This is a genomic window from Escherichia sp. E2586, assembly GCF_005781105.1.
In the GTDB taxonomy this organism is placed as follows: domain Bacteria; phylum Pseudomonadota; class Gammaproteobacteria; order Enterobacterales; family Enterobacteriaceae; genus Escherichia.
Window position 1 is genome coordinate 1 of record NZ_VATN01000034.1, and the last position, 21,025, is coordinate 21,025.

Genomic DNA, 21,025 nt, shown 5'->3' on the forward strand with positions numbered 1-21,025 from the left:
TTGGAGGTTATATAGTGGTATGAATGTTATTATGCGATGTCTCTGAGTGATGGGGTAAGGATTATATGATTCGCTTTTGAGATTTACCTATGTCAGGCGTTGCTGTTCATGTTCGTCCCCGTTGTCAGTCTTCTTAGTCTGAGCTAATGTGATCATCAATGGGTTATCAGTTTTCTCTGAAGTTATATAATTAATTGAGCGCCATAGCACCATGGGGCATTGTTGAATTTCATCTTCAATTGATTTTCCATAATCAACTCGCCATAATCATGTCATCGGAGCCTGAACAACTCCGGTGACTTCTGCGCTAAACGGGGACGTTTATGCGCACACACAATCTAAACTCTCTTCTCCCTTCACAGATGCAGAAATGCACCTGTGGTTCTTTGCATCCAACGTTTGACCTCTGCGGAGGTGAAGCGTGAACCTCCCACAAGACGGCATCAAACTGCATCGCGGTAACTTCACCGCTATCGGCCAGCAGATCCAGCCTTATCTGGAGGATGGCAAATGCTTTCGCATGGTGCTTAAACCGTGGCGGGAGAGACGCAGTCTTTCCCAGAATGCACTCAGCCACATGTGGTACAGCGAAATCAGTGAATACCTCATCAGCAGGGGGAAATCGTTCGCTACTGCAGTATGGGTAAAAGATGCACTCAAACACACATACCTCGGTTATGAAACCAAGGACCTGGTTGATGTCGTAACCGGCGAAATCACTACGATCCAGTCGTTACGCCATACCTCCGATCTTGATACCGGAGAGATGTATGTCTTCCTGTGTAAGGTTGAAGCCTGGGCGATGAATATTGGCTGCCACCTGACTATTCCGCAGAGCTGCGAGTTCCAGCTGCTGCGCGACAAGCAGGAGGCGTAATGGCTACACCGCTTATTCGTGTCATGAACGGACACATCTACAGAGTACCAAATCGTCGTAAGCGTAAGCCTGAGCTGAAACCATCCGAAATACCAACACTGCTCGGGTATACCGCCAGCCTGGTTGATAAAAAATGGTTGCGACTGGCAGCAAGGAGGAGTCATGGCTGATTTGAGAAAAGCAGCGTGTGGTCGGGAATGCCAGGTAAGAATCCCTGGCGTATGTAATGGCAACCCTGAAACGTCTGTACTGGCACATATCCGGCTGGCTGGATTGTGCGGCATCGGTATTAAACCGCCAGACCTGATTGCCACCATTGCATGTTCTGCCTGTCACGACGAAATCGACCGCCGCACACATTTTGTCGATGCTGAGTATGCAAAAGAATGCGCGCTGGAAGGTATGGCGAGAACGCAGGTTATCTGGCTGAAAGAGGGGGTAATCAAGGCGTGAATACTTACTACATCACACTACCCTGGCCGCCGAGCAATAACCGCTACTACCGCCATAATCGCGGGCGCACGCACATCAGCGCAGAGGGGCAGGTATACCGCGATAACGTCGCCCGAATCATCAAAGGCTCCATGCTGGATATCGGTCTGGCTATGCCAGTGAAAATCCGTATTGAGTGCCACATGCCGGATCGCCGTCGCCGTGACCTGGATAATCTGCAAAAAGCAGCTTTTGACGCACTCACCAAAGCAGGTTTCTGGCTGGATGATGCTCAGGTCGTTGATTATCGCGTTGTGAAAATGCCCGTTACCAAGGGTGGGAAGTTGGAGCTGACCATCACCGAACTGGGGAATGAATGATGTTTGAGTCTTATATGGCAGAACGTCTTCGCCACCGCTGGATGCGCCTGCGCTTATATCGTTTCCCCGGTTCTGTTTTGACCGATTACCGGATACTGAAGAATTACGCCAAAACACTGAAAGGAGCTGCCGCATGAATACCCAATATTTACAGTATGTCCGCGAGCAACTCATTGTGGCTACTGCTGATTTGAGCGGAGCAACGAAAGGCCAGCTTGAAGCCTGGCTGGAGCATGCACAATTTGATACTGGTACATATAAACGAAAGAAGCCGCGCATTCTGGATGTGGTAACTGGCAAGATGATTACGCTGGATAATCCGCCGATTTCCGGTAAACAGTCGTACGCAAAAGGTTCATCTGTCGCCCTGGTCAGTTCGGTCGAGTTTTCAACCTCTTCGTGGCGGCGTGCGATTTTGTCTCTCGATGAACATCAGAAAGCGTGGTTGCTGTGGAGTTACAGTGAAAATATTCGCTGGGAGCATCAGGTTGCCATAACGCAGTGGGCATGGAGCGAGTTTAAGGCGCTGTTAGGTACAAGAAAAATTGCCAGTAAGACACTGGAGCGCTTAAAGAAGTTGATCTGGCTGGCGGCACAGGATGTGAAGAACGAGCTGGCAGGGCGTAAGACCTATGAATACCAGGAGCTGGCATTACTGGTGGGAGTGACATCAAAAAACTGGTCTGAGACATTCACTGAACGCTGGGTTGCAATGAAGCACATTTTTCTACAGCTTGATAGCGAAGCTTTATTGCTTGTAACGAGAACACGTTTAAAGCAAAAGGCGACATTTTCACAGCGAAGTATTGCAAAACTGGATTAAAAAGCATATATTTCATGTAAATCTGATATTCTGCCAATGTTGTACGCACTGGCAGTAATCCAAATTCAAGCCCGAGGTTTAAAACTTTGGGCTTTTCTGTTTCTGGACGGTGAGTAGCCTTCCAACCTACCCCAGCCAGGGTGTCTTCAGCTGTTGAGTTGATATTGCTTAACCCTCTATTGCCAGCTACATGCTGGCTTTTTTATTCCAGGTTTGCGGGGAGCATCAACTCCGTGCTTTGTCGTTAAATTACCCCGTGAGCCTGATTTCTGACATTTAACGTCCCGGCCTTTTGTCGGCGGCGAAACATTGGCTATTCATATGCACGAAAAAGAGAGCCTTGCCGGAGCGTTCTGGCTCGTTTTGCTGATAATCGCAGGTTGGGGCGGTCTGGTCCGCTACCTGATAGATGTTAAGCAGAGTAAAGCAACGTGGAGTTGGATAAATGCTCTGGCTCAGATAGTGGTATCGGGATTCACCGGTGTTATTGGTGGCCTGATCAGTATCGAAAGTGGATTCAGCGTTTACATGATTCTCGCGACGGCGGGTATTAGCGGTGCGATGGGGTCGGTTGCACTTACGTACTTCTGGGAACGACTGACAGGGGTGAAAAATGCAAAATCTTAATCTTCAGCGTAAAGCTTTCCTCGATATGTTGGCGTGGTCAGAAGGAACGGATAATGGGCGACAACCGACACGTAACCACGGTTATGACGTTATTGTCGGTGGTGAACTCTTCACTGATTACTCCGATCACCCTCGCAAACTTGTCACGCTGAACCCGCAACTCAAATCAACAGCCGCAGGACGTTACCAGCTTCTTTCCCGTTGGTGGGATGCCTACCGTAAGCAGCTTGGCCTGAAAGACTTCTCTCCCAAAAGCCAGGACGCTGTTGCACTACAGCAGATTAAGGAGCGTGGCGCTTTACCGATGATTGATCGCGGTGATATCCGTCAGGCTATCGATCGTTGCAGCAATATATGGGCTTCACTGCCGGGCGCTGGTTATGGTCAGTTCGAGCATAAAGTTGACAGCCTGATTGCAAAATTCAAAGAAGCAGGCGGAACGGTCAGAGAGATTGAGGTATGAGCAGAGTAACCGCGATTATCTCCGCTCTGGTTATCTGCATCATCGTTTGCCTGTCATGGGCTGTTAATCATTACCGTGATAACGCCATCACCTACAAAAAGCAGCGTGATAAGGCCGCATCCATTATCGCTGACATGCAGAAGCGTCAACGTGATGTAGCAGAACTCGACGCCAGATATACAAAGGAGCTTGCTGATGCTAACGCGACTATCGAAAGTCTCCGTGCTGATGTTTCTGCTGGTCGTAAGCGCCTGCAAGTCGCCGCCACCTGTGCAAAGTCAACGACCGGAGCCAGCAGCATGGGCGATGGAGAAAGCCCAGGACTTACAGCAGATGCTGAACTCAATTATTACCGTCTCAGAAGTGGAATCGACAGGATAACCGCGCAGGTTAACTACCTGCAGGAGTACATCAGGACGCAATGCCTGAAATAATTTTTTTGCAAATCACAAAGTCAATTTAATGAGCCTCGCGATGCGGGGCTTTTTGCAATAAATGCGTACCGCAACGCATGTTTTTTACACCGAACCTGCCCCTTTGGAATGGGCCTTTGAGGATACCAGTTAGTGCTGGCGAGCCTCGGTGGGCTGGTTTCCTGTGCGGCAAAGGTTCATTTCAAAGAGTAAGTACACGCTATGAAATCATTAACCCTCTTCAATCAACCAATTCGTATCGGTGAAGATGGCATGATCTGCCTCACTGATATGTGGAAAGCCAGTGGTAAAAGTGAATCTGAATCTCCGTACCACTACCTGCGAAACAAGCAGACCAAAGAGTTCTTAGCCGAGCTGGAGAAAAACCACGAATCTGTGGTTTTTACTGAGCGCGGTGTACACGGTGGAACATATGGCGGGAAGTTTGTTGCTTATGATTATGCAGCATGGCTAAACCCCGGATTTAAATATGCAGCCTATAAAGTCCTGGATGACTACTTCACCGGAGAACTTCAGCATCGCAACAGCTTAAGTGCGCAGCTCAATATGAAGTGTCATGAGTTTGATCAGAAAAAAGATATGGCGAGCTTCTGTGGACAAGGGCTGGCGGCATGGCGCTATACGAAGCCAGTGTTGGTCGCTGAGATTAACTCCCTGGCTAACCAGCTGCAGATAACGATCCCCGGGCTTCCGGGATGAGTGATCGTGTCATTGAATGCGCCTCCAGAGCGGGGCGCGACTTCTCAGAGTTCATGAAAGGCGAGAAGGGCATGATGGAAGCATTGGCCTCGGTGGATGAGTTTGGCGAGCAGCTGCGCCTCAACGGCTGTGTCAATCATCACTTTGTTAGCTACATGATGCGGAACTCGATCATGCAGGCATTCATGGACATGGCAAAAGCCGAGAGGAAAGAAGAGCGCCGGCGTAAGCGAGCGGAAGCAAAAGCGAAGTAGCCATTACAAAGCCCATCTACTGGTGGGCTTGATAATGGCTTATACCCTACACGGGATAACTTAACTGATATCCCTTTTAACGGATAAAGGTATTCAAGCCTGACACATCATGCGCTGTATCGTCGCTGTATTCCCGCATTAACCATGACCGTAGCCCGACGGGGAACTCCTTCTGCGCGAGTGTGCGGGAATAATCAAAAACGATGCACACCGGGTTTTTACCGCGTTTATGATTCGCGGGTTTGTCCCTCATGCTCGCCAGTCCTGTGCGGGGGTGGAAGAAACAGGACGTGTATTCAGGTCTGTGCGACCGTGGCCGCACGCATTTCTTTTATTGCTTTGAGGTAGATATGTCAGTTGCTGTTTTCGAGGCACTCAATGCACGTATTAACCAACTTGAAAGTAAGCTGAAGGAATACGATCAGCGACAGGCTGAGGCAGATGAGAAGACTCAGAACGAACTTTTCCTGGAGTTTCTTGCCATCGTTCACGAACTGATGCCGTTAGTTAATCAGGCGCTGATGACAGGGCTGAAGGATGGAGATTTACACAGTAGGTAAACCTGATCTTCTGTCCTACGGGTCCTTTCCGGCAATCCAGAACGTTACGGGGCGGAAGGCGCGCGGGTTTTCGCTATTTATGAAAATTTTCCGGTTTAAGGCGTTTCCGTTCTTCTTCGCCGTAACTTAATGTTTTTATTTAAAACACCCTCTGAAAAGAAAGGAAACGACAGGTGCTGAAAATGGGCTTTTTGGCCTCTGTCGTTTCCTTTCTCTGTTTTTGTCCGTGGAATGAACAATGGAAGTCAACAAAAAGCAGCTGGCTGACATTTTCGGTGCGAGTATCCGTACCATTCAGAACTGGCAGGAGCAGGGAATGCCCGTTCTGCGAGGCGGTGGGAAGGGTAATGAGGTGCTTTATGACTCTGCCACCGTCATAAAATGGTATGCCGAAAGGGATGCTGAAATTGAGAACGAAAAGCTGCGCCGGGAGGTTGAAGAACTGCGGCAGGCCAGCGAGACAGATCTGCAGCCAGGGACTATTGAGTACGAACGCCATCGACTTACGCGTGCGCAAGCCGACGCACAGGAGCTGAAGAATGCCAGAGACTCTGCTGAGGTGGTGGAAACCGCATTCTGTACTTTCGTGCTGTCGCGGATCGCAGGTGAAATTGCCAGTATTCTCGACGGGATCCCCCTGTCGGTGCAGCGGCGTTTTCCGGAACTGGAAAACCGACATGTTGATTTCCTGAAACGGGATATCATCAAAGCCATGAACAAAGCAGCCGCGCTGGATGAACTGATACCGGGGTTGCTGAGTGAATATATCGAACAGTCAGGTTAACAGGCTGCGGCATTTTGTCCGCGCCGGGCTTCGCTCACTGTTCAGGCCGGAGCCACAGACCGCCGTTGAATGGGCGGATGCCAGTTACTATCTCCCGAAAGAATCCGCATACCAGGAAGGGCGCTGGGAAACACTGCCCTTTCAGCGGGCCATCATGAATGCGATGGGCAGCGACTACATCCGCGAGGTGAATGTGGTGAAGTCTGCCCGTGTCGGTTATTCCAAAATGCTGTTGGGTGTTTATGCCTACTTCATAGAGCATAAGCAGCGCAACACCCTTATCTGGTTGCCGACGGATGGTGATGCCGAGAACTTTATGAAAACCCACGTTGAGCCGACCATCCGCGATATTCCGTCGCTGCTGGCACTGGCCCCGTGGTATGGCAAAAAGCACCGGGATAACACGCTCACCATGAAGCGTTTCACCAATGGTCGTGGCTTCTGGTGCCTGGGCGGTAAAGCGGCAAAAAACTACCGTGAAAAGTCGGTGGATGTGGCGGGTTATGATGAACTTGCTGCCTTTGATGATGATATTGAACAGGAAGGCTCTCCGACGTTCCTGGGTGACAAGCGTATTGAAGGCTCGGTCTGGCCAAAGTCCATCCGTGGCTCCACGCCCAAAGTGAGAGGCACCTGTCAGATTGAGCGTGCAGCCAGTGAATCCCCGCATTTTATGCGTTTTCATGTTGCCTGCCCGCACTGCGGGGAGGAGCAGTACCTTAAATTTGGCGATAAAGAGACGCCGTTTGGCCTCAAATGGACGCCGGATGACCCCTCCAGCGTGTTTTATCTCTGCGAACATAATGCCTGCGTCATCCGCCAGCAGGAGCTGGACTTCACTGATGCCTGTTATATCTGCGAAAAGACCGGGATCTGGACCCGTGATGGCATTCTCTGGTTTTCGTCATCCGGTGAAGAGATTGAGCCACCGGACAGCGTGACCTTTCACATCTGGACGGCGTACAGCCCGTTCACCACCTGGGTGCAGATTGTCAAAGACTGGATGAAGACGAAAGGGGATACGGGAAAACGTAAAACCTTCGTGAACACCACGCTCGGTGAGACATGGGAAGCGAAAATCGGTGAACGTCCGGATGCTGAAGTGATGGCAGAGCGGAAAGAGCATTATTCAGCGCCCGTTCCTGACCGTGTGGCTTACCTGACTGCCGGTATCGACTCCCAGCTGGATCGCTACGAAATGCGCGTATGGGGATGGGGGCCGGGTGAGGAAAGCTGGCTGATTGACCGGCAGATTATTATGGGCCGCCACGATGATGAACAGACGCTGCTGCGTGTGGATGAGGCCATCAATAAAACCTATACCCGCCGGAATGGTGCAGAAATGTCGGTATCCCGTATCTGCTGGGATACTGGCGGGATTGACCCGACCATTGTGTATGAACGCTCGAAAAAGCATGGGCTGTTCCGGGTGATCCCCATTAAAGGGGCATCCGTCTACGGTAAGCCGGTGGCCAGCATGCCACGTAAGCGAAACAAAAACGGGGTTTACCTTACCGAAATTGGTACGGATACCGCGAAAGAGCAGATTTATAACCGCTTCACACTGACGCCGGAAGGGGATGAACCGCTTCCCGGTGCCGTTCACTTCCCGAATAACCCGGATATTTTTGATCTGACCGAAGCGCAGCAGCTGACTGCTGAAGAGCAGGTCGAAAAATGGGTGGATGGCAGGAAAAAAATACTGTGGGACAGCAAAAAGCGACGCAATGAGGCACTCGACTGCTTCGTTTATGCGCTGGCGGCGCTGCGCATCAGTATTTCCCGCTGGCAACTGGATCTCAGTGCACTGCTGGCGAGCCTGCAGGAAGAGGATAGTGCAGCAACCAACAAGAAAACACTGGCAGATTACGCCCGTGCCTTATCCGGAGAGGATGAATGACGCGACAGGAAGAACTTGCCGCTGCCCGTGCGGCACTGCATGACCTGATGACAGGTAAACGGGTGGCAACGGTACAGAAAGACGGACGGCGAGTGGAGTTTACGGCCACTTCCGTGTCTGACCTGAAAAAATATATTGCAGAGCTGGAAGTGCAGACCGGCATGACACAGCGACGCAGGGGACCTGCAGGATTTTATGTATGAAAACGCCCACCATTCCCACCCTTCTGGGGCCGGACGGCATGACATCGCTGCGCGAATATGCCGGTTATCACGGCGGTGGCAGCGGATTTGGTGGGCAGTTGCGGGCATGGAACCCACCGAGTGAAAGTGTGGATGCAGCCCTGCTGCCCAACTTTACCCGTGGCAATGCCCGCGCAGACGATCTGGTACGCAATAACGGCTATGCCGCCAACGCCATCCAGCTGCATCAGGATCATATCGTCGGGTCTTTTTTCCGGCTCAGCCATCGCCCAAGCTGGCGCTATCTGGGCATCGGGGAGGAAGAAGCCCGTGCCTTTTCCCGCGAGGTTGAAGCGGCATGGAAAGAGTTTGCCGAGGATGACTGCTGCTGCATTGACGTTGAGCGAAAACGCACGTTTACCATGATGATTCGGGAAGGTGTGGCCATGCACGCCTTTAACGGTGAACTGTTCGTTCAGGCCACCTGGGATACCAGTTCGTCGCGGCTGTTCCGGACACAGTTCCGGATGGTCAGCCCGAAGCGCATCAGCAACCCGAACAATACCGGCGACAGCCGGAACTGCCGTGCCGGTGTGCAGATTAATGACAGCGGCGCGGCGCTGGGATATTACGTCAGCGAGGACGGGTATCCTGGCTGGATGCCGCAGAAATGGACATGGATACCCCGTGAGTTACCCGGCGGGCGCGCCTCGTTCATTCACGTTTTTGAACCCGTGGAGGACGGGCAGACTCGCGGTGCAAATGTGTTTTACAGCGTGATGGAGCAGATGAAGATGCTCGACACGCTGCAGAACACGCAGCTGCAGAGCGCCATTGTGAAGGCGATGTATGCCGCCACCATTGAAAGTGAGCTGGATACGCAGTCAGCGATGGATTTTATTCTTGGCGCGAACAGTCAGGAGCAGCGGGAAAGGCTGACCGGCTGGATTGGTGAAATTGCCGCGTATTACGCCGCAGCACCGGTCCGGCTTGGAGGCGCAAAAGTGCCGCACCTGATGCCGGGTGACTCACTGAACCTGCAGACGGCTCAGGACACGGATAACGGCTACTCCGTGTTTGAGCAGTCACTGCTGCGCTATATCGCAGCCGGGCTGGGTGTCTCGTATGAGCAGCTTTCCCGGAATTACGCCCAGATGAGCTACTCCACGGCACGGGCCAGCGCGAACGAGTCGTGGGCGCACTTTATGGGGCGGCGAAAATTCGTCGCATCCCGTCAGGCGAGCCAGATGTTTCTGTGCTGGCTGGAAGAGGCCATCGTTCGCCGCGTGGTGACGTTACCTTCAAAAGCGCGCTTCAGTTTTCAGGAAGCCCGAAGTGCCTGGGGGAACTGTGACTGGATAGGCTCCGGTCGTATGGCCATCGATGGTCTGAAAGAAGTTCAGGAAGCGGTGATGCTGATAGAAGCCGGACTGAGCACCTACGAGAAAGAGTGCGCGAAACGCGGTGACGACTATCAGGAAATTTTTGCCCAGCAGGTCCGTGAAACGATGGAGCGCCGCGCGGCTGGTCTTAAACCGCCCGCCTGGGCGGCTGCGGCATTTGAATCCGGGCTGCGACAATCAACAGAGGAGGAGAAGAGTGACAGCAGAGCTGCGTAATCTCCCGCATATTGCCAGCATGGCCTTTAATGAGCCGCTGATGCTTGAACCCGCCTATGCGCGGGTTTTCTTTTGTGCGCTTGCAGGCCAGCTTGGGATCAGCCGCCTGACGGATGCGGTGTCCGGTGACAGCCTGACTGCCCAGGAGGCACTCGCGACGCTGGCGTTATCCGGTGATGATGACGGACCACGACAGGCCCGCAGTTATCAGGTCATGAACGGCATCGCCGTGCTGCCGGTTTCCGGCACGCTGGTCAGCCGGACGCGGGCGCTGCAGCCGTATTCGGGGATGACCGGTTACAACGGCATTATCGCCCGTCTGCAACAGGCTGCCAGCGATCCGATGGTGGACGGCATTCTGCTCGATATGGACACGCCAGGCGGAATGGTGGCGGGAGCATTTGACTGCGCTGACATCATCGCCCGTGTGCGTGACATAAAACCGGTATGGGCGCTGGCCAACGATATGAACTGCAGTGCAGGTCAGCTGCTTGCCTGTGCCGCCTCCCGGCGTCTGGTCACGCAGACCGCCCGGACAGGCTCCATCGGCGTCATGATGGCTCACAGTAATTACGGTGCTGCGCTGGAGAAACAGGGTGTGGAAATCACGCTGATTTACAGCGGCAGCCATAAGGTGGATGGCAACCCCTACAGCCATCTTCCGGATGACGTCCGGGAGACACTGCAGTCCCGGATGGACGCAACCCGCCAGATGTTTGCGCAGAAGGTGTCGGCATATACCGGCCTGTCTGTGCAGGCTGTGCTGGATACAGAGGCTGCAGTGTACAGCGGTCAGGAGGCCATTGATGCCGGACTGGCTGATGAACTTGTTAACAGCACCGATGCGATCACCGTCATGCGTGATGCACTGGATGCACGTAAATCCCGTCTCTCAGGAGGGCGAATGACCAAAGAGACTCAATCAACAACTGTTTCAGCCACTGCTTCGCAGGCTGACGTTACTGACGTGGTGCCAGCGACGGAGGGCGAAAACGCCAGCGCGGCGCAACCGGACGTGAACGCGCAGATCACCGCAGCGGTTGCGGCAGAAAACAGCCGCATTATGGGGATCCTCAACTGTGAGGAGGCGCACGGACGCGAAGAACAGGCACGCGTGCTGGCAGAAACCCCCGGTATGACCGTGGAAACGGCCCGCCGCATTCTGGCCGCAGCGCCACAGAGTGCACAGGCGCGCAGTGACACTGCGCTGGATCGTCTGATGCAGGGTGCACCGGCACCGCTGGCTGCAGGTAACCCGGCATCTGATGCCGTTAACGATTTGCTGAACACACCAGTATAAGGGATGTTTATGACGAGCAAAGAAACCTTTACCCATTACCAGCCGCTGGGCAACAGTGACCCGGCTCATACCGCAACCGCGCCCGGCGGATTGAGTGCGAAAGCGCCTGCAATGACCCCGCTGATGCCGGACACCGCCACCCGTAAGCTGGTTGCGTGGGATGGCACCACCGACGGTGCTGCCGTTGGCATTCTGGCGGTTGCTGCTGACCAGACCAGCACCACGCTGACGTTCTACAAGTCCGGCACGTTCCGTTATGAGGATGTGCTCTGGCCGGAGGCTGCCAGCGACGAGACGAAAAAACGGACCGCGTTTGCCGGAACGGCAATCAGCATCGTTTAACTTTACCCTTCATCACTAAAGGCCGCCTGTGCGGCTTTTTTTACGGGATTTTTTTATGTCGATGTACACAACCGCCCAGCTGCTGGCGGCAAATGAGCAGAAATTTAAGTTTGATCCGCTGTTTCTGCGTCTCTTTTTCCGTGAGAGCTATCCCTTCACCACGGAGAAAGTCTATCTCTCACAAATTCCGGGACTGGTAAACATGGCGCTGTACGTTTCACCGATTGTTTCCGGTGAGGTTATCCGCTCCCGTGGCGGCTCCACCTCTGAATTTACGCCGGGATATGTCAAACCCAAGCATGAGGTGAATCCGCAGATGACCCTGCGTCGCCTGCCGGATGAAGATCCGCAGAATCTGGCGGACCCGGCTTACCGTCGCCGTCGCATCATCATGCAGAACATGCGTGACGAAGAGCTGGCCATTGCCCAGGTGGAAGAGATGCAGGCAGTTTCTGCCGTGCTTAAGGGCAAATACACCATGACCGGTGAAGCCTTCGATCCGGTTGAGGTGGATATGGGCCGCAGTGCGGCGAACAACATCACGCAGTCCGGCGGCACGGAGTGGAGCAAGCGTGACAAGTCCACGTATGACCCGACCGACGATATCGAAGCCTACGCGCTGAACGCCAGCGGCGTGGTGAATATCATCGTGTTTGATCCGAAAGGCTGGGCGCTGTTCCGTTCCTTCAAGGCCGTCAAGGAGAAGCTGGATACCCGTCGCGGCTCTCATTCCGAGCTGGAGACAGCGGTAAAAGACCTGGGCAAAGCGGTGTCTTATAAGGGAATGTATGGCGATGTGGCCATCGTCGTGTATTCCGGACAGTACGTGGAAAACGGCGTCAAAAAGAACTTCCTGCCGGACAACACGATGGTGCTGGGCAACACTCAGGCACGCGGTCTGCGCACCTATGGTTGCATTCAGGATGCGGACGCACAGCGCGAAGGCATTAACGCCTCTGCCCGTTACCCGAAAAACTGGGTGACCACCGGCGATCCGGCGCGTGAGTTCACCATGATTCAGTCAGCACCGCTGATGCTGCTGGCTGACCCTGATGAGTTCGTGTCCGTACAACTGGCGTAATCGTGGCCCTTCGGGGCCATTTTCTCTCTGTGGAGGAGTCCATGACGAAAGATGAACTGATTGCCCGTCTCCGGTCGCTGGGTGAGCAACTGAACCGTGATGTCAGCCTGACGGGGACGAAAGAAGAACTGGCGCTCCGTGTGGCAGAGCTGGAAGAAGAGCTTGATGACACGGATGACACTGCCGGTCAGGACACCCCTCTGAGCCCGGAAAATGTGCTGACCGGGCATGAAAATGAGGTGGTATCAGCGCAGCCGGATACCATGATTGATACGGCCGCTCTGGTCACGGTCGTGGCACTGGTGACGCTGCATACTGATGCACTTCACGCCATCCGGGATGAACCTGTGGCATTTGTGCTGCCGGGAACGGCGTTCCGTGTCTCTGCCGGTGTGGCAGCACAAATGACAGAGCGCGGCCTGGCCAGAATGCAATAACGGGAGGCGCTGTGGCTGATTTCGATAACCTGTTCGATGCTGCCATTGCCCACGCCGATGAAACGATACGCGGGTACATGGGAACGTCAGCCACCATTACATCCGGTGAGCAGTCCGGCGCAGTAATACGTGGTGTTTTTGATGACCCTGAAAATATCAGCTATGCCGGACAGGGCGTGCGCGTTGAAGGCTCCAGCCCGTCCCTGTTTGTCCGGACTGATGAGGTGCGGCAGCTGCGGCGTGGAGACACGCTGACCATCGGTGAGGAAAACTTCTGGGTAGACCGGGTTTCGCCGGATGATGGCGGAAGTTGTCATCTCTGGCTTGGGCGTGGCGTGCCGCCTGCCGTTAACCGTCGCCGCTGAAAGGGGGATGTATGGCCATAAAAGGTCTTGAGCAGGCCGTTGAAAACCTCAGCCGTATCAGCAAAACGGCGGTGCCTGGTGCCGCCGCAATGGCCATTAACCGCGTTGCTTCATCCGCGATATCGCAGTCGGCGTCACAGGTTGCTCGTGAGACAAAGGTACGCCGGAAACTGGTAAAGGAAAGGGCCAGGCTGAAAAGGGCCACGGTCAAAAATCCGCAGGCCAGAATCAAAGTTAACCGGGGGGATTTGCCCGTAATCAAGCTGGGTAATGCGCGGGTTGTCCTGTCCCGCCGCAGGCGTCGTAAAAAGGGGCAGCGTTCATCCCTGAAAGGTGGCGGCAGCGTGCTTGTGGTGGGTAACCGTCGTATTCCCGGCGCGTTTATTCAGCAACTGAAAAATGGCCGGTGGCATGTCATGCAGCGTGTGGCCGGGAAAAATCGTTACCCCATTGATGTGGTGAAAATCCCGATGGCGGTGCCGCTTACCACGGCATTTAAACAGAATATTGAACGGATACGGCGTGAACGTCTTCCGAAAGAGCTGGGCTATGCGCTGCAGCATCAACTGAGAATGGTAATAAAGCGATGAAACATACTGAACTCCGTGCAGCCGTACTGGATGCACTGGAGAAGCATGACACCGGGGCGACGCTTTTTGATGGTCGCCCCGCTGTTTTTGATGAGGCGGATTTTCCGGCAATTGCCGTTTATCTCACCGGCGCTGAATACACGGGCGAAGAGCTGGACAGCGATACCTGGCAGGCTGAGCTGCATATCGAAGTTTTCCTGCCTGCTCAGGTGCCGGATTCAGAGCTGGATTCGTGGATGGAGTCCCGGATTTATCCGGTGATGAGCGATATCCCGGCACTGTCAGATTTGATCACCAGTATGGTGGCCAGTGGCTATGACTACCGGCGCGACGATGATGCGGGCCTGTGGAGTTCAGCCGATCTGACTTATGTCATTACCTATGAAATGTGAGGACGCTATGCCTGTACCAAATCCTACAATGCCGGTGAAAGGTGCCGGGACCACCCTGTGGGTTTATAAGGGGAGCGGTGACCCTTATGCGAACCCGCTTTCAGACGTTGACTGGTCGCGTCTGGCAAAAGTTAAAGACCTGACGCCCGGCGAACTGACCGCTGAGTCCTATGACGACAGCTATCTCGATGATGAAGATGCAGACTGGACTGCGACCGGGCAGGGGCAGAAATCTGCCGGAGATACCAGCTTCACGCTGGCGTGGATGCCCGGAGAGCAGGGGCAGCAGGCGCTGCTGGCGTGGTTTAATGAAGGTGATACCCGTGCCTATAAAATCCGCTTCCCGAACGGCACGGTCGATGTGTTCCGTGGCTGGGTCAGCAGTATCGGTAAGGCGGTGACGGCGAAGGAAGTGATTACCCGCACGGTGAAGGTCACCAATGTGGGACGTCCGTCGATGGCAGAAGATCGCAGCACGGTGACGGCGGCCACCGGCATGACGGTGACACCCGCCAGTGCTTCCGTAGTGAAAGGGCAGAGCACCACGCTGACCGTGGCATTCCAGCCGGAGGGCGCAACCGACAAGAGCTTCCGTGCGGTGTCTGCGGATAAAACAAAAGCCACCGTGTCGGTCAGTGGTATGACCATCACCGTGAAAGGTGTTGCTGCAGGCAAGGTCAACATTCCGGTCGTATCCGGTAATGGTGAGTTTGCTGCGGTTGCAGAAATCACCGTCACCGCCAGTTAATCCGGAGAGTCAGCGATGTTCCTGAAAACCGAATCATTTGAACATAACGGTGTGACCGTCACGCTTTCTGAACTGTCAGCCCTGCAGCGTATTGAGCATCTTGCCTGGTTGAAAGAGCAGGAAAAAAAGGCTGAATCCAGTGGCAACCTGCAGGTGTCTGTAGAGGATCTTATCAGAGGCGGGGCGTTTCTGGTGGCGATGTCTCTGTGGCATAACCATCCGCAGAAGACAAAGCTGCCGTCCATGAATGAAGCCATTACGCAGATTGAGCAGGAAGTGCTTACCACCTGGCCCACGGAGGCAATTGCTCAGGCTGAAAACGTGGTGTTACGTCTGTCCGGAATGTCTGAGTTTGTGGTGAATAATGCCCCTGAACAGGCAGAGGACGCCGGGGCTGCAGAGCCTGTTTCTGCGGGAAAGTGTTCGACGGTGAGCTGAGTTTTGCCCTGAAACTGGCGCGTGAGATGGGGCGACCCGACTGGCGCGCCATGCTTGCCGGGATGTCATCCACGGAGTATGCCGACTGGCACCGCTTTTACAGTACCCATTATTTTCATGATGTTCTGCTGGATATGCACTTTTCCGGGCTGACGTACACCGTGCTCAGCCTGTTTTTCAGCGATCCGGAGATGCATCCGCTGGATTTCAGTCTGCTGAACCGGCGCGAGGCTGACGAAGAGCCTGAAGATGATGTGCTGATGCAGAAAGCGGCAGGGCTTGCCGGAGGCGTTCGTTTTGGCCCGGACGGGAATGAAGTTATCCCCGCTTCCCCGGATGTGGCGGACATGACGGAGGATGACGTAATGCTGATGACAGTATCAGAAGGGATCGCAGGAGGAGTCCGGTATGGCTGAACCGGTAGGCGATCTGGTCGTTGATTTAAGTCTGGATGCGACCAGATTTGACGAGCAGATGGCCAGAGTCAGGCGTCATTTTTCCGGTACGGAAACTGATGCGAAAAAAACAGCGGCAGTCGTTGAACAGTCGCTGAGCCGGCAGGCGCTGGCTGCACAGAAAGCGGGGATTTCCGTCGGGCAGTATAAAGCCGCCATGCGTATGCTGCCTGCACAGTTCACCGACGTGGCCACGCAGCTTGCAGGCGGGCAAAGCCCGTGGCTGATCCTGCTGCAACAGGGTGGTCAGGTTAAGGACTCCTTCGGCGGGATGATCCCCATGTTCCGGGGGCTTGCCGGTGCGATCACCCTGCCGATGGTCGGGGCCACCTCGCTGGCGGTGGCGACCGGTGCGCTGGCGTATGCCTGGTATCAGGGTAACTCAACCCTGTCCGATTTCAACAAAACGCTGGTCCTTTCCGGTCATCAGTCAGGTCTGACGGCAGATCGTATGCTGGTCCTGTCCAGAGCCGGGCAGGCGGCAGGGCTGACGTTTAACCAGACCAGCGAGTCACTCAGCGCACTGGTTAAGGCGGGGGTAAGCGGTGAGGCTCAGATTGCGTCCATCAGCCAGAGTGTGGCGCGTTTCTCCTCTGCATCCGGCGTGGAGGTGGACAAGGTCGCTGAAGCCTTCGGGAAGCTGACCACAGACCCGACGTCAGGGCTGACAGCGATGGCGCGCCAGTTCCATAACGTGACGGCGGAGCAGATTGCGTATGTTGCTCAGTTGCAGCGTTCCGGCGATGAGGCCGGGGCATTGCAGGCGGCGAACGAGGCCGCAACGAAAGGGTTTGATGACCAGACCCGCCGCCTGAAAGAGAACATGGGCACGCTGGAGACCTGGGCAGACAGGACAGCACGGGCATTCAAATCCATGTGGGATGCGGTGCTGGATATTGGTCGTCCTGATACCGCTCAGGAGATGCTGATTAAGGCAGAGGCTGCGTTTAAGAAAGCGGACGACATCTGGAATCTGCGCAAGGATGATTATTTTGTTAACGATGAAGCGCGGGCGCGTTACTGGGATGATCGTGAAAAGGCCCGTCTTGCGCTTGAAGCCGCCCGAAAGAAGGCTGAACAGCAGAGTCAACAGGACAAAAATGCGCAGCAGCAGAGCGATACCGAAGCGTCACGGCTGAAATATACCGAAGAGGCGCAGAAGGCTTACGAACGGCTGCAGACGCCGCTGGAGAAATATACCGCCCGTCAGGAAGAACTGAACAAGGCACTGAAAGACGGGAAAATCCTGCAGGCAGATTACAACACGCTGATGGCGGCGGCGAAAAAGGATTATGAAGCGACGCTGAAAAAGCCGAAACAGTCCGGCGTGAAGGTGTCTGCGGGCGATCGTCAGGAAGACAGTGCTCATGCCGCCCTGCTGACGCTTCAGGCAGAACTCCGGACGCTGGAGAAGCATGCCGGAGCGAATGAGAAAATCAGCCAGCAGCGCCGGGATTTGTGGAAGGCAGAAAGTCAGTTCGCGGTACTGGAGGAGGCGGCACAACGTCGCCAGCTGTCCGCACAGGAGAAATCCCTGCTGGCGCATAAAGATGAGACGCTGGAGTACAAACGCCAGCTGGCTGCACTTGGCGATAAGGTCACGTATCAGGAGCACCTGAACGCGCTGGCGCAGCAGGCGGATAAATTCGCACAGCAACAACGGGCAAAACGGGCAGCCATTGAGGCGAAAAACCGGGGGCTGACTGACCGGCAGGCAGCGCGGGACGCCACGGAACAGCGCCTGAAGGAACAGTATGGCGATAATCCGCTGGCGCTGAATAGCGTCATGTCAGAGCAGAAAAAGACCTGGGCGGCTGAAGACCAGCTTCGCGGGAGCTGGATGGCAGGCCTCAAGTCAGGCTGGAGTGAGTGGGAAGAGAGCGCCACGGACAGTATGTCGCAGGTTAAAAGTGCAGCCACACAGACCTTTGATGGTATTGCACAGAATATGGCGGCGATGCTGACCGGCAGTGAACAGAACTGGCGCAGCTTCACCCGTTCCGTGCTGTCCATGATGACAGAAATTCTGCTTAAGCAGGCAATGGTGGGGATTGTCGGGAGTATCGGCAGCGCCATTGGAGGTGCTACCGGTGGCGGCTCATCAGCGTCAGGTGGTGCAGCCATTCAGGCAGCTGCGGCGAAACTCCATTTTGCGACCGGAGGATTTACGGGAACCGGCGGCAAATATGAGCCAGCGGGGATTGTTCACCGTGGTGAATTTGTCTTCACGAAGGAGGCAACCAGCCGGATTGGCGTGGGGAATCTTTACCGGCTGATGCGCGGCTATGCCACCGGCGGCTATGTCGGTACACCGGGCAGCATGGCGGACAGTCGGTCGCAGGCGTCCGGGAAGTTTGAGCAGAATAACCATGTGGTGATTAACAACGACGGCACGAACGGGCAGATAGGTCCGGCTGCTCTGAAGGCGGTGTATGACATGGCCCGCAAGGGTGCCCGTGATGAAATTCAGACACAGATGCGTGATGGTGGCCTGTTCTCCGGAGGTGGACGATGAAAACCTTCCGCTGGAAAGTGAAACCCGGTATGGATGTGGCTTCGGCCCCTTCCGTCAGGAAGGTGCGCTTTGGTGATGGCTATTCCCAGCGAGCGCCTGCCGGGCTGAATGCCGACCTGAAAACGTACAGCGTGACGCTTTCTGTTCCCCGTTGGGAGGCCGCGGCGCTGGAGTCGTTTCTGGCTGAGCACGGGGGCTGGAAGGCCTTTCTGTGGACGCCGCCTTATGACTGGCGGCAGATAAAGGTGACCTGCGCAAAATGGTCGTCGCGGGTCAGTATGCTGCGTGTTGAGTTCAGCGCAGAGTTTGAACAGGTGGTGAACTGATGCAGGATATCCGACAGGAAACACTGAATGAATGCACCCGTGCGGAGCAGTCTGCCAGCGTGGTGCTCTGGGAAATCGATCTGACAGAGGTTGGTGGAGAACGTTATTTTTTCTGTAATGAGCTGAACGAAAAAGGTGAGCCGGTCACCTGGCAGGGGCGACAGTATCAGGCGTATCCCATTCAGGGGAGTGGTTTCGAACTGAATGGCAAAGGCACCAGTACGCGCCCCACGCTGGCAGTCTCTAACCTGTACGGCATGGTCACCGGGATGGCGGAAGATCTGCAGAGTCTGGTCGGCGGAACGGTGGTCAGGCGTAAGGTTTATGCCCGTTTTCTGGATGCGGTGAACTTCGTCAACGGAAACAGCGACGCCGATCCGGAGCAGGAGGTGATTAGCCGCTGGCGCATCGAGCAGTGCAGCGAACTGAGCGCGGTCAGTGCCTCCTTTGTACTGTCCACGCCGACTGAAACGGATGGTGCCGTTTTTCCGGGGCGCATCATGCTGGCTAATACCTGCACCTGGACCTATCGCGGTGATGAGTGCGGTTATAACGGTCCGGCGGTCGCGGATGAATATGACCAGCCGACGTCCGATATCACGAAGGATAAATGCAGCAAATGCCTGAGTGGCTGTAAGTTTCGCAATAATGTCGGCAATTTTGGCGGCTTCCTTTCCATTAACAAACTTTCGCAGTAAATCCCATGACAGAGACAGAATCAGCGATTCTGGCGCACGCCCGACGATGTGCGCCAGCGGAGTCGTGCGGCTTCGTGGTGAGAACGCCGGAGGGGGAAAAATATTTCCCCTGCGTGAATATCTCCGGTGAGCCGGAGGAGTATTTCCGGATGTCGCCGGAGGACTGGCTGCGGGCAGAAATGCAGGGTGAGATTGTGGCGCTGGTCCACAGCCACCCCGGTGGTCTGCCCTGGCTGAGTGAGGCCGACCGGCGGCTGCAGGTGCAGAGTGATTTGCCGTGGTGGCTGGTCTGCCGGGGGGCGATTCATAAGTTCCGCTGTGTGCCGCATCTCACCGGGCGGCGCTTTGAGCACGGGGTGACGGACTGTTACACGCTGTTCCGGGATGCTTATCATCTGGCGGGGATTGAGATGCCGGATTTTCATCGCGAGGATGACTGGTGGCGTAACGGTCAGAATCTCTATCTGGATAATCTGGAGGCCACAGGGCTGTATCAGGTGCCGTTGTCATCAGCACAACCGGGCGATGTGCTGCTGTGCTGTTTTGGTTCATCGGTGCCGAATCATGCCGCCATTTACTGTGGTGACGGCGAGCTGCTGCACCATATTCCTGAACAACTGAGCAAACGAGAGAGGTACACCGACAAATGGCAGCGACGCACACACTCCCTCTGGCGTCACCGGGCATGGCACGCATCTGCCTTTACGGGGATTTACAACGATTTGGCCGCCGCATCGACCTTCGTGTGAAAACGGGGGCCGAAGCCATCCGGGCGCTGGCCACGCAGCTTCCGTCGTTTCGCCAGAAACTGAATGAGGGCTGGTATCAGGTGCGCATTGCCGGGCGTGATGCAGGCGAAACCGAATTATCTGCCCGTCTTAATGAACCGCTGGCAAATGGTGCCGTGATCCACATTGTGCCGCGTCTGGCGGGAGCTAAAAGTGGCGGTGTTTTTCAGGCAGTGCTGGGTGCGGCGCTGATTGCGGTGGCATGGTGGAACCCTGTGGGCTGGCTGGGTGCCGCGGCTGTATCGGGCATGTATGCGGCAGGGGCCAGTATGATCCTGGGCGGTGTGGCTCAGATGCTGGCACCGAAAGCCAGAACTCCCCGTACACAGACAACGGATAACGGTAAGCAGAACACCTATTTCTCCTCACTGGATAACATGGTTGCCCAGGGCAATGTTCTGCCTGTTCTGTACGGTGAAATGCGTGTGGGGTCGCGGGTGGTTTCTCAGGAGATCAGCACGGCAGACGAAGGGGATGGTGGTCAGGTTGTGGTGATTGGTCGCTGATGCAAAATGT

At 55.0% G+C, this 21,025-nt stretch carries 33 protein-coding genes; 32 read left to right on the plus strand and 1 reads right to left on the minus strand.

Features of this window, described 5'->3' with window-relative positions:
- Positions 1 to 323: 323 nt before the first annotated feature.
- The 12 genes from FEK50_RS22455 (at position 324) to FEK50_RS22510 (ending at position 4,989) form a co-directional block, all read left to right on the plus strand.
- Complete coding sequence (locus FEK50_RS22455; RefSeq protein ID WP_131162640.1) at positions 324 to 425, plus strand: hypothetical protein; 102 nt, start codon at positions 324 to 326, stop codon at positions 423 to 425.
- Entirely contained in the window at positions 422 to 877 is a 456-nt protein-coding gene (gene ybcN / locus FEK50_RS22460; protein ID WP_131162639.1) for a DNA base-flipping protein YbcN, read from the plus strand. Before FEK50_RS22455 ends, ybcN begins: the two co-directional genes overlap by 4 nt.
- On the plus strand, positions 877 to 1,047 hold the full coding sequence (locus FEK50_RS22465) for a protein NinE from lambdoid prophage DLP12 (protein WP_000224915.1): 171 nt from the start codon (positions 877 to 879) through the stop codon (positions 1,045 to 1,047). The genes ybcN and FEK50_RS22465 overlap by 1 nt, the downstream gene beginning before the upstream one ends.
- A complete protein-coding gene (locus FEK50_RS22470; protein WP_131162638.1) occupies positions 1,040 to 1,330 on the plus strand; it encodes a DUF1364 domain-containing protein in 291 nt (96 codons plus the stop codon). The genes FEK50_RS22465 and FEK50_RS22470 overlap by 8 nt, the downstream gene beginning before the upstream one ends.
- A complete protein-coding gene (gene rusA / locus FEK50_RS22475) occupies positions 1,327 to 1,689 on the plus strand; it encodes a crossover junction endodeoxyribonuclease RusA (protein ID WP_032286726.1) in 363 nt (120 codons plus the stop codon). The genes FEK50_RS22470 and rusA overlap by 4 nt, the downstream gene beginning before the upstream one ends.
- Positions 1,686 to 1,826: a YlcG family protein gene (locus FEK50_RS22480; RefSeq protein ID WP_000971093.1), complete on the plus strand. Its 141-nt coding sequence runs from the start codon at positions 1,686 to 1,688 to the stop codon at positions 1,824 to 1,826. Before rusA ends, FEK50_RS22480 begins: the two co-directional genes overlap by 4 nt.
- The gene (locus FEK50_RS22485) at positions 1,823 to 2,512 is read left to right on the plus strand and encodes a bacteriophage antitermination protein Q (RefSeq protein ID WP_131162637.1); all 690 of its coding nucleotides are present in this window, start codon (positions 1,823 to 1,825) and stop codon (positions 2,510 to 2,512) included. The genes FEK50_RS22480 and FEK50_RS22485 overlap by 4 nt, the downstream gene beginning before the upstream one ends.
- A 321-nt stretch (positions 2,513 to 2,833) precedes the next feature.
- Positions 2,834 to 3,139: a phage holin family protein gene (locus tag FEK50_RS22490; protein WP_131162642.1), complete on the plus strand. Its 306-nt coding sequence runs from the start codon at positions 2,834 to 2,836 to the stop codon at positions 3,137 to 3,139.
- Positions 3,126 to 3,602: a glycoside hydrolase family protein gene (locus FEK50_RS22495; protein WP_131162636.1), complete on the plus strand. Its 477-nt coding sequence runs from the start codon at positions 3,126 to 3,128 to the stop codon at positions 3,600 to 3,602. Before FEK50_RS22490 ends, FEK50_RS22495 begins: the two co-directional genes overlap by 14 nt.
- Positions 3,599 to 4,036 (plus strand): lysis protein, encoded by a 438-nt coding sequence (locus tag FEK50_RS22500; RefSeq protein ID WP_131162635.1) that lies wholly within the window; start codon positions 3,599 to 3,601, stop codon positions 4,034 to 4,036. The genes FEK50_RS22495 and FEK50_RS22500 overlap by 4 nt, the downstream gene beginning before the upstream one ends.
- Positions 4,037 to 4,237: 201 nt before the next feature.
- Positions 4,238 to 4,735 (plus strand): KilA-N domain-containing protein, encoded by a 498-nt coding sequence (locus tag FEK50_RS22505; RefSeq protein ID WP_000839225.1) that lies wholly within the window; start codon positions 4,238 to 4,240, stop codon positions 4,733 to 4,735.
- The gene (locus FEK50_RS22510; protein ID WP_001283921.1) at positions 4,732 to 4,989 is read left to right on the plus strand and encodes a hypothetical protein; all 258 of its coding nucleotides are present in this window, start codon (positions 4,732 to 4,734) and stop codon (positions 4,987 to 4,989) included. The genes FEK50_RS22505 and FEK50_RS22510 overlap by 4 nt, the downstream gene beginning before the upstream one ends.
- 76 nt (positions 4,990 to 5,065) lie before the next feature.
- Here FEK50_RS22510 and FEK50_RS24260 read toward each other — a convergent pair whose 3' ends face one another.
- The gene (locus tag FEK50_RS24260) at positions 5,066 to 5,242 is read right to left on the minus strand and encodes a hypothetical protein (protein ID WP_001205133.1); all 177 of its coding nucleotides are present in this window, start codon (positions 5,240 to 5,242) and stop codon (positions 5,066 to 5,068) included.
- Between FEK50_RS24260 and FEK50_RS22515 the strand changes: the two genes are divergently transcribed.
- The 20 genes from FEK50_RS22515 (at position 5,241) to FEK50_RS22610 (ending at position 21,015) form a co-directional block, all read left to right on the plus strand.
- Complete coding sequence (locus FEK50_RS22515) at positions 5,241 to 5,549, plus strand: hypothetical protein (protein WP_240725790.1); 309 nt, start codon at positions 5,241 to 5,243, stop codon at positions 5,547 to 5,549. The genes FEK50_RS24260 and FEK50_RS22515 overlap by 2 nt on opposite strands.
- Before the next feature lie 238 nt (positions 5,550 to 5,787).
- Positions 5,788 to 6,333: a DNA-packaging protein gene (locus FEK50_RS22520; RefSeq protein ID WP_032259799.1), complete on the plus strand. Its 546-nt coding sequence runs from the start codon at positions 5,788 to 5,790 to the stop codon at positions 6,331 to 6,333.
- On the plus strand, positions 6,308 to 8,233 hold the full coding sequence (locus FEK50_RS22525) for a phage terminase large subunit family protein (RefSeq protein ID WP_131162634.1): 1,926 nt from the start codon (positions 6,308 to 6,310) through the stop codon (positions 8,231 to 8,233). Before FEK50_RS22520 ends, FEK50_RS22525 begins: the two co-directional genes overlap by 26 nt.
- Positions 8,230 to 8,436 carry a gpW family protein gene (locus FEK50_RS22530; protein ID WP_000198149.1) on the plus strand — a complete coding sequence of 69 codons (207 nt, stop codon included), beginning with the start codon at positions 8,230 to 8,232 and terminating at the stop codon, positions 8,434 to 8,436. Before FEK50_RS22525 ends, FEK50_RS22530 begins: the two co-directional genes overlap by 4 nt.
- Positions 8,433 to 10,034 (plus strand): phage portal protein, encoded by a 1,602-nt coding sequence (locus FEK50_RS22535; RefSeq protein ID WP_001379565.1) that lies wholly within the window; start codon positions 8,433 to 8,435, stop codon positions 10,032 to 10,034. The genes FEK50_RS22530 and FEK50_RS22535 overlap by 4 nt, the downstream gene beginning before the upstream one ends.
- Positions 10,015 to 11,334 carry a S49 family peptidase gene (locus tag FEK50_RS22540; RefSeq protein ID WP_131162633.1) on the plus strand — a complete coding sequence of 440 codons (1,320 nt, stop codon included), beginning with the start codon at positions 10,015 to 10,017 and terminating at the stop codon, positions 11,332 to 11,334. The genes FEK50_RS22535 and FEK50_RS22540 overlap by 20 nt, the downstream gene beginning before the upstream one ends.
- Before the next feature lie 9 nt (positions 11,335 to 11,343).
- Complete coding sequence (locus FEK50_RS22545) at positions 11,344 to 11,676, plus strand: head decoration protein (RefSeq protein WP_021521692.1); 333 nt, start codon at positions 11,344 to 11,346, stop codon at positions 11,674 to 11,676.
- A gap of 55 nt (positions 11,677 to 11,731) precedes the next feature.
- On the plus strand, positions 11,732 to 12,757 hold the full coding sequence (locus tag FEK50_RS22550) for a major capsid protein (RefSeq protein ID WP_000063252.1): 1,026 nt from the start codon (positions 11,732 to 11,734) through the stop codon (positions 12,755 to 12,757).
- A 41-nt stretch (positions 12,758 to 12,798) separates the two neighbouring features.
- Entirely contained in the window at positions 12,799 to 13,194 is a 396-nt protein-coding gene (locus FEK50_RS22555; protein ID WP_131162632.1) for a DNA-packaging protein FI, read from the plus strand.
- Between the two features lie 11 nt (positions 13,195 to 13,205).
- Positions 13,206 to 13,559 (plus strand): head-tail joining protein, encoded by a 354-nt coding sequence (locus tag FEK50_RS22560; RefSeq protein WP_131162631.1) that lies wholly within the window; start codon positions 13,206 to 13,208, stop codon positions 13,557 to 13,559.
- Between the two features lie 11 nt (positions 13,560 to 13,570).
- Positions 13,571 to 14,149, plus strand: a complete 579-nt coding sequence (locus FEK50_RS22565; protein ID WP_000975070.1) for a phage tail protein — start codon at positions 13,571 to 13,573, stop codon at positions 14,147 to 14,149.
- Complete coding sequence (locus FEK50_RS22570) at positions 14,146 to 14,541, plus strand: phage minor tail U family protein (RefSeq protein WP_000683128.1); 396 nt, start codon at positions 14,146 to 14,148, stop codon at positions 14,539 to 14,541. Before FEK50_RS22565 ends, FEK50_RS22570 begins: the two co-directional genes overlap by 4 nt.
- A gap of 7 nt (positions 14,542 to 14,548) precedes the next feature.
- Positions 14,549 to 15,289: a phage tail protein gene (locus FEK50_RS22575; protein WP_131162630.1), complete on the plus strand. Its 741-nt coding sequence runs from the start codon at positions 14,549 to 14,551 to the stop codon at positions 15,287 to 15,289.
- Positions 15,290 to 15,304: 15 nt separating this feature from the next.
- Positions 15,305 to 15,727, plus strand: coding sequence for a phage minor tail protein G (locus FEK50_RS22580; protein ID WP_131162629.1), 423 nt, complete (start codon positions 15,305 to 15,307; stop codon positions 15,725 to 15,727).
- Complete coding sequence (locus FEK50_RS22585; RefSeq protein ID WP_000459480.1) at positions 15,709 to 16,143, plus strand: phage tail assembly protein T; 435 nt, start codon at positions 15,709 to 15,711, stop codon at positions 16,141 to 16,143. The genes FEK50_RS22580 and FEK50_RS22585 overlap by 19 nt, the downstream gene beginning before the upstream one ends.
- Positions 16,136 to 18,697 (plus strand): phage tail tape measure protein, encoded by a 2,562-nt coding sequence (locus tag FEK50_RS22590; protein ID WP_131162628.1) that lies wholly within the window; start codon positions 16,136 to 16,138, stop codon positions 18,695 to 18,697. The genes FEK50_RS22585 and FEK50_RS22590 overlap by 8 nt, the downstream gene beginning before the upstream one ends.
- Complete coding sequence (locus FEK50_RS22595) at positions 18,694 to 19,023, plus strand: phage tail protein (protein WP_131162627.1); 330 nt, start codon at positions 18,694 to 18,696, stop codon at positions 19,021 to 19,023. The genes FEK50_RS22590 and FEK50_RS22595 overlap by 4 nt, the downstream gene beginning before the upstream one ends.
- Positions 19,023 to 19,721 carry a phage minor tail protein L gene (locus FEK50_RS22600; protein ID WP_131162626.1) on the plus strand — a complete coding sequence of 233 codons (699 nt, stop codon included), beginning with the start codon at positions 19,023 to 19,025 and terminating at the stop codon, positions 19,719 to 19,721. The genes FEK50_RS22595 and FEK50_RS22600 overlap by 1 nt, the downstream gene beginning before the upstream one ends.
- Positions 19,722 to 19,726: 5 nt before the next feature.
- The gene (locus tag FEK50_RS22605) at positions 19,727 to 20,470 is read left to right on the plus strand and encodes a C40 family peptidase (RefSeq protein ID WP_131162625.1); all 744 of its coding nucleotides are present in this window, start codon (positions 19,727 to 19,729) and stop codon (positions 20,468 to 20,470) included.
- Positions 20,467 to 21,015, plus strand: a complete 549-nt coding sequence (locus tag FEK50_RS22610; protein ID WP_240780292.1) for a tail assembly protein — start codon at positions 20,467 to 20,469, stop codon at positions 21,013 to 21,015. Before FEK50_RS22605 ends, FEK50_RS22610 begins: the two co-directional genes overlap by 4 nt.
- The last annotated feature ends 10 nt before the right edge of the window (positions 21,016 to 21,025 follow it).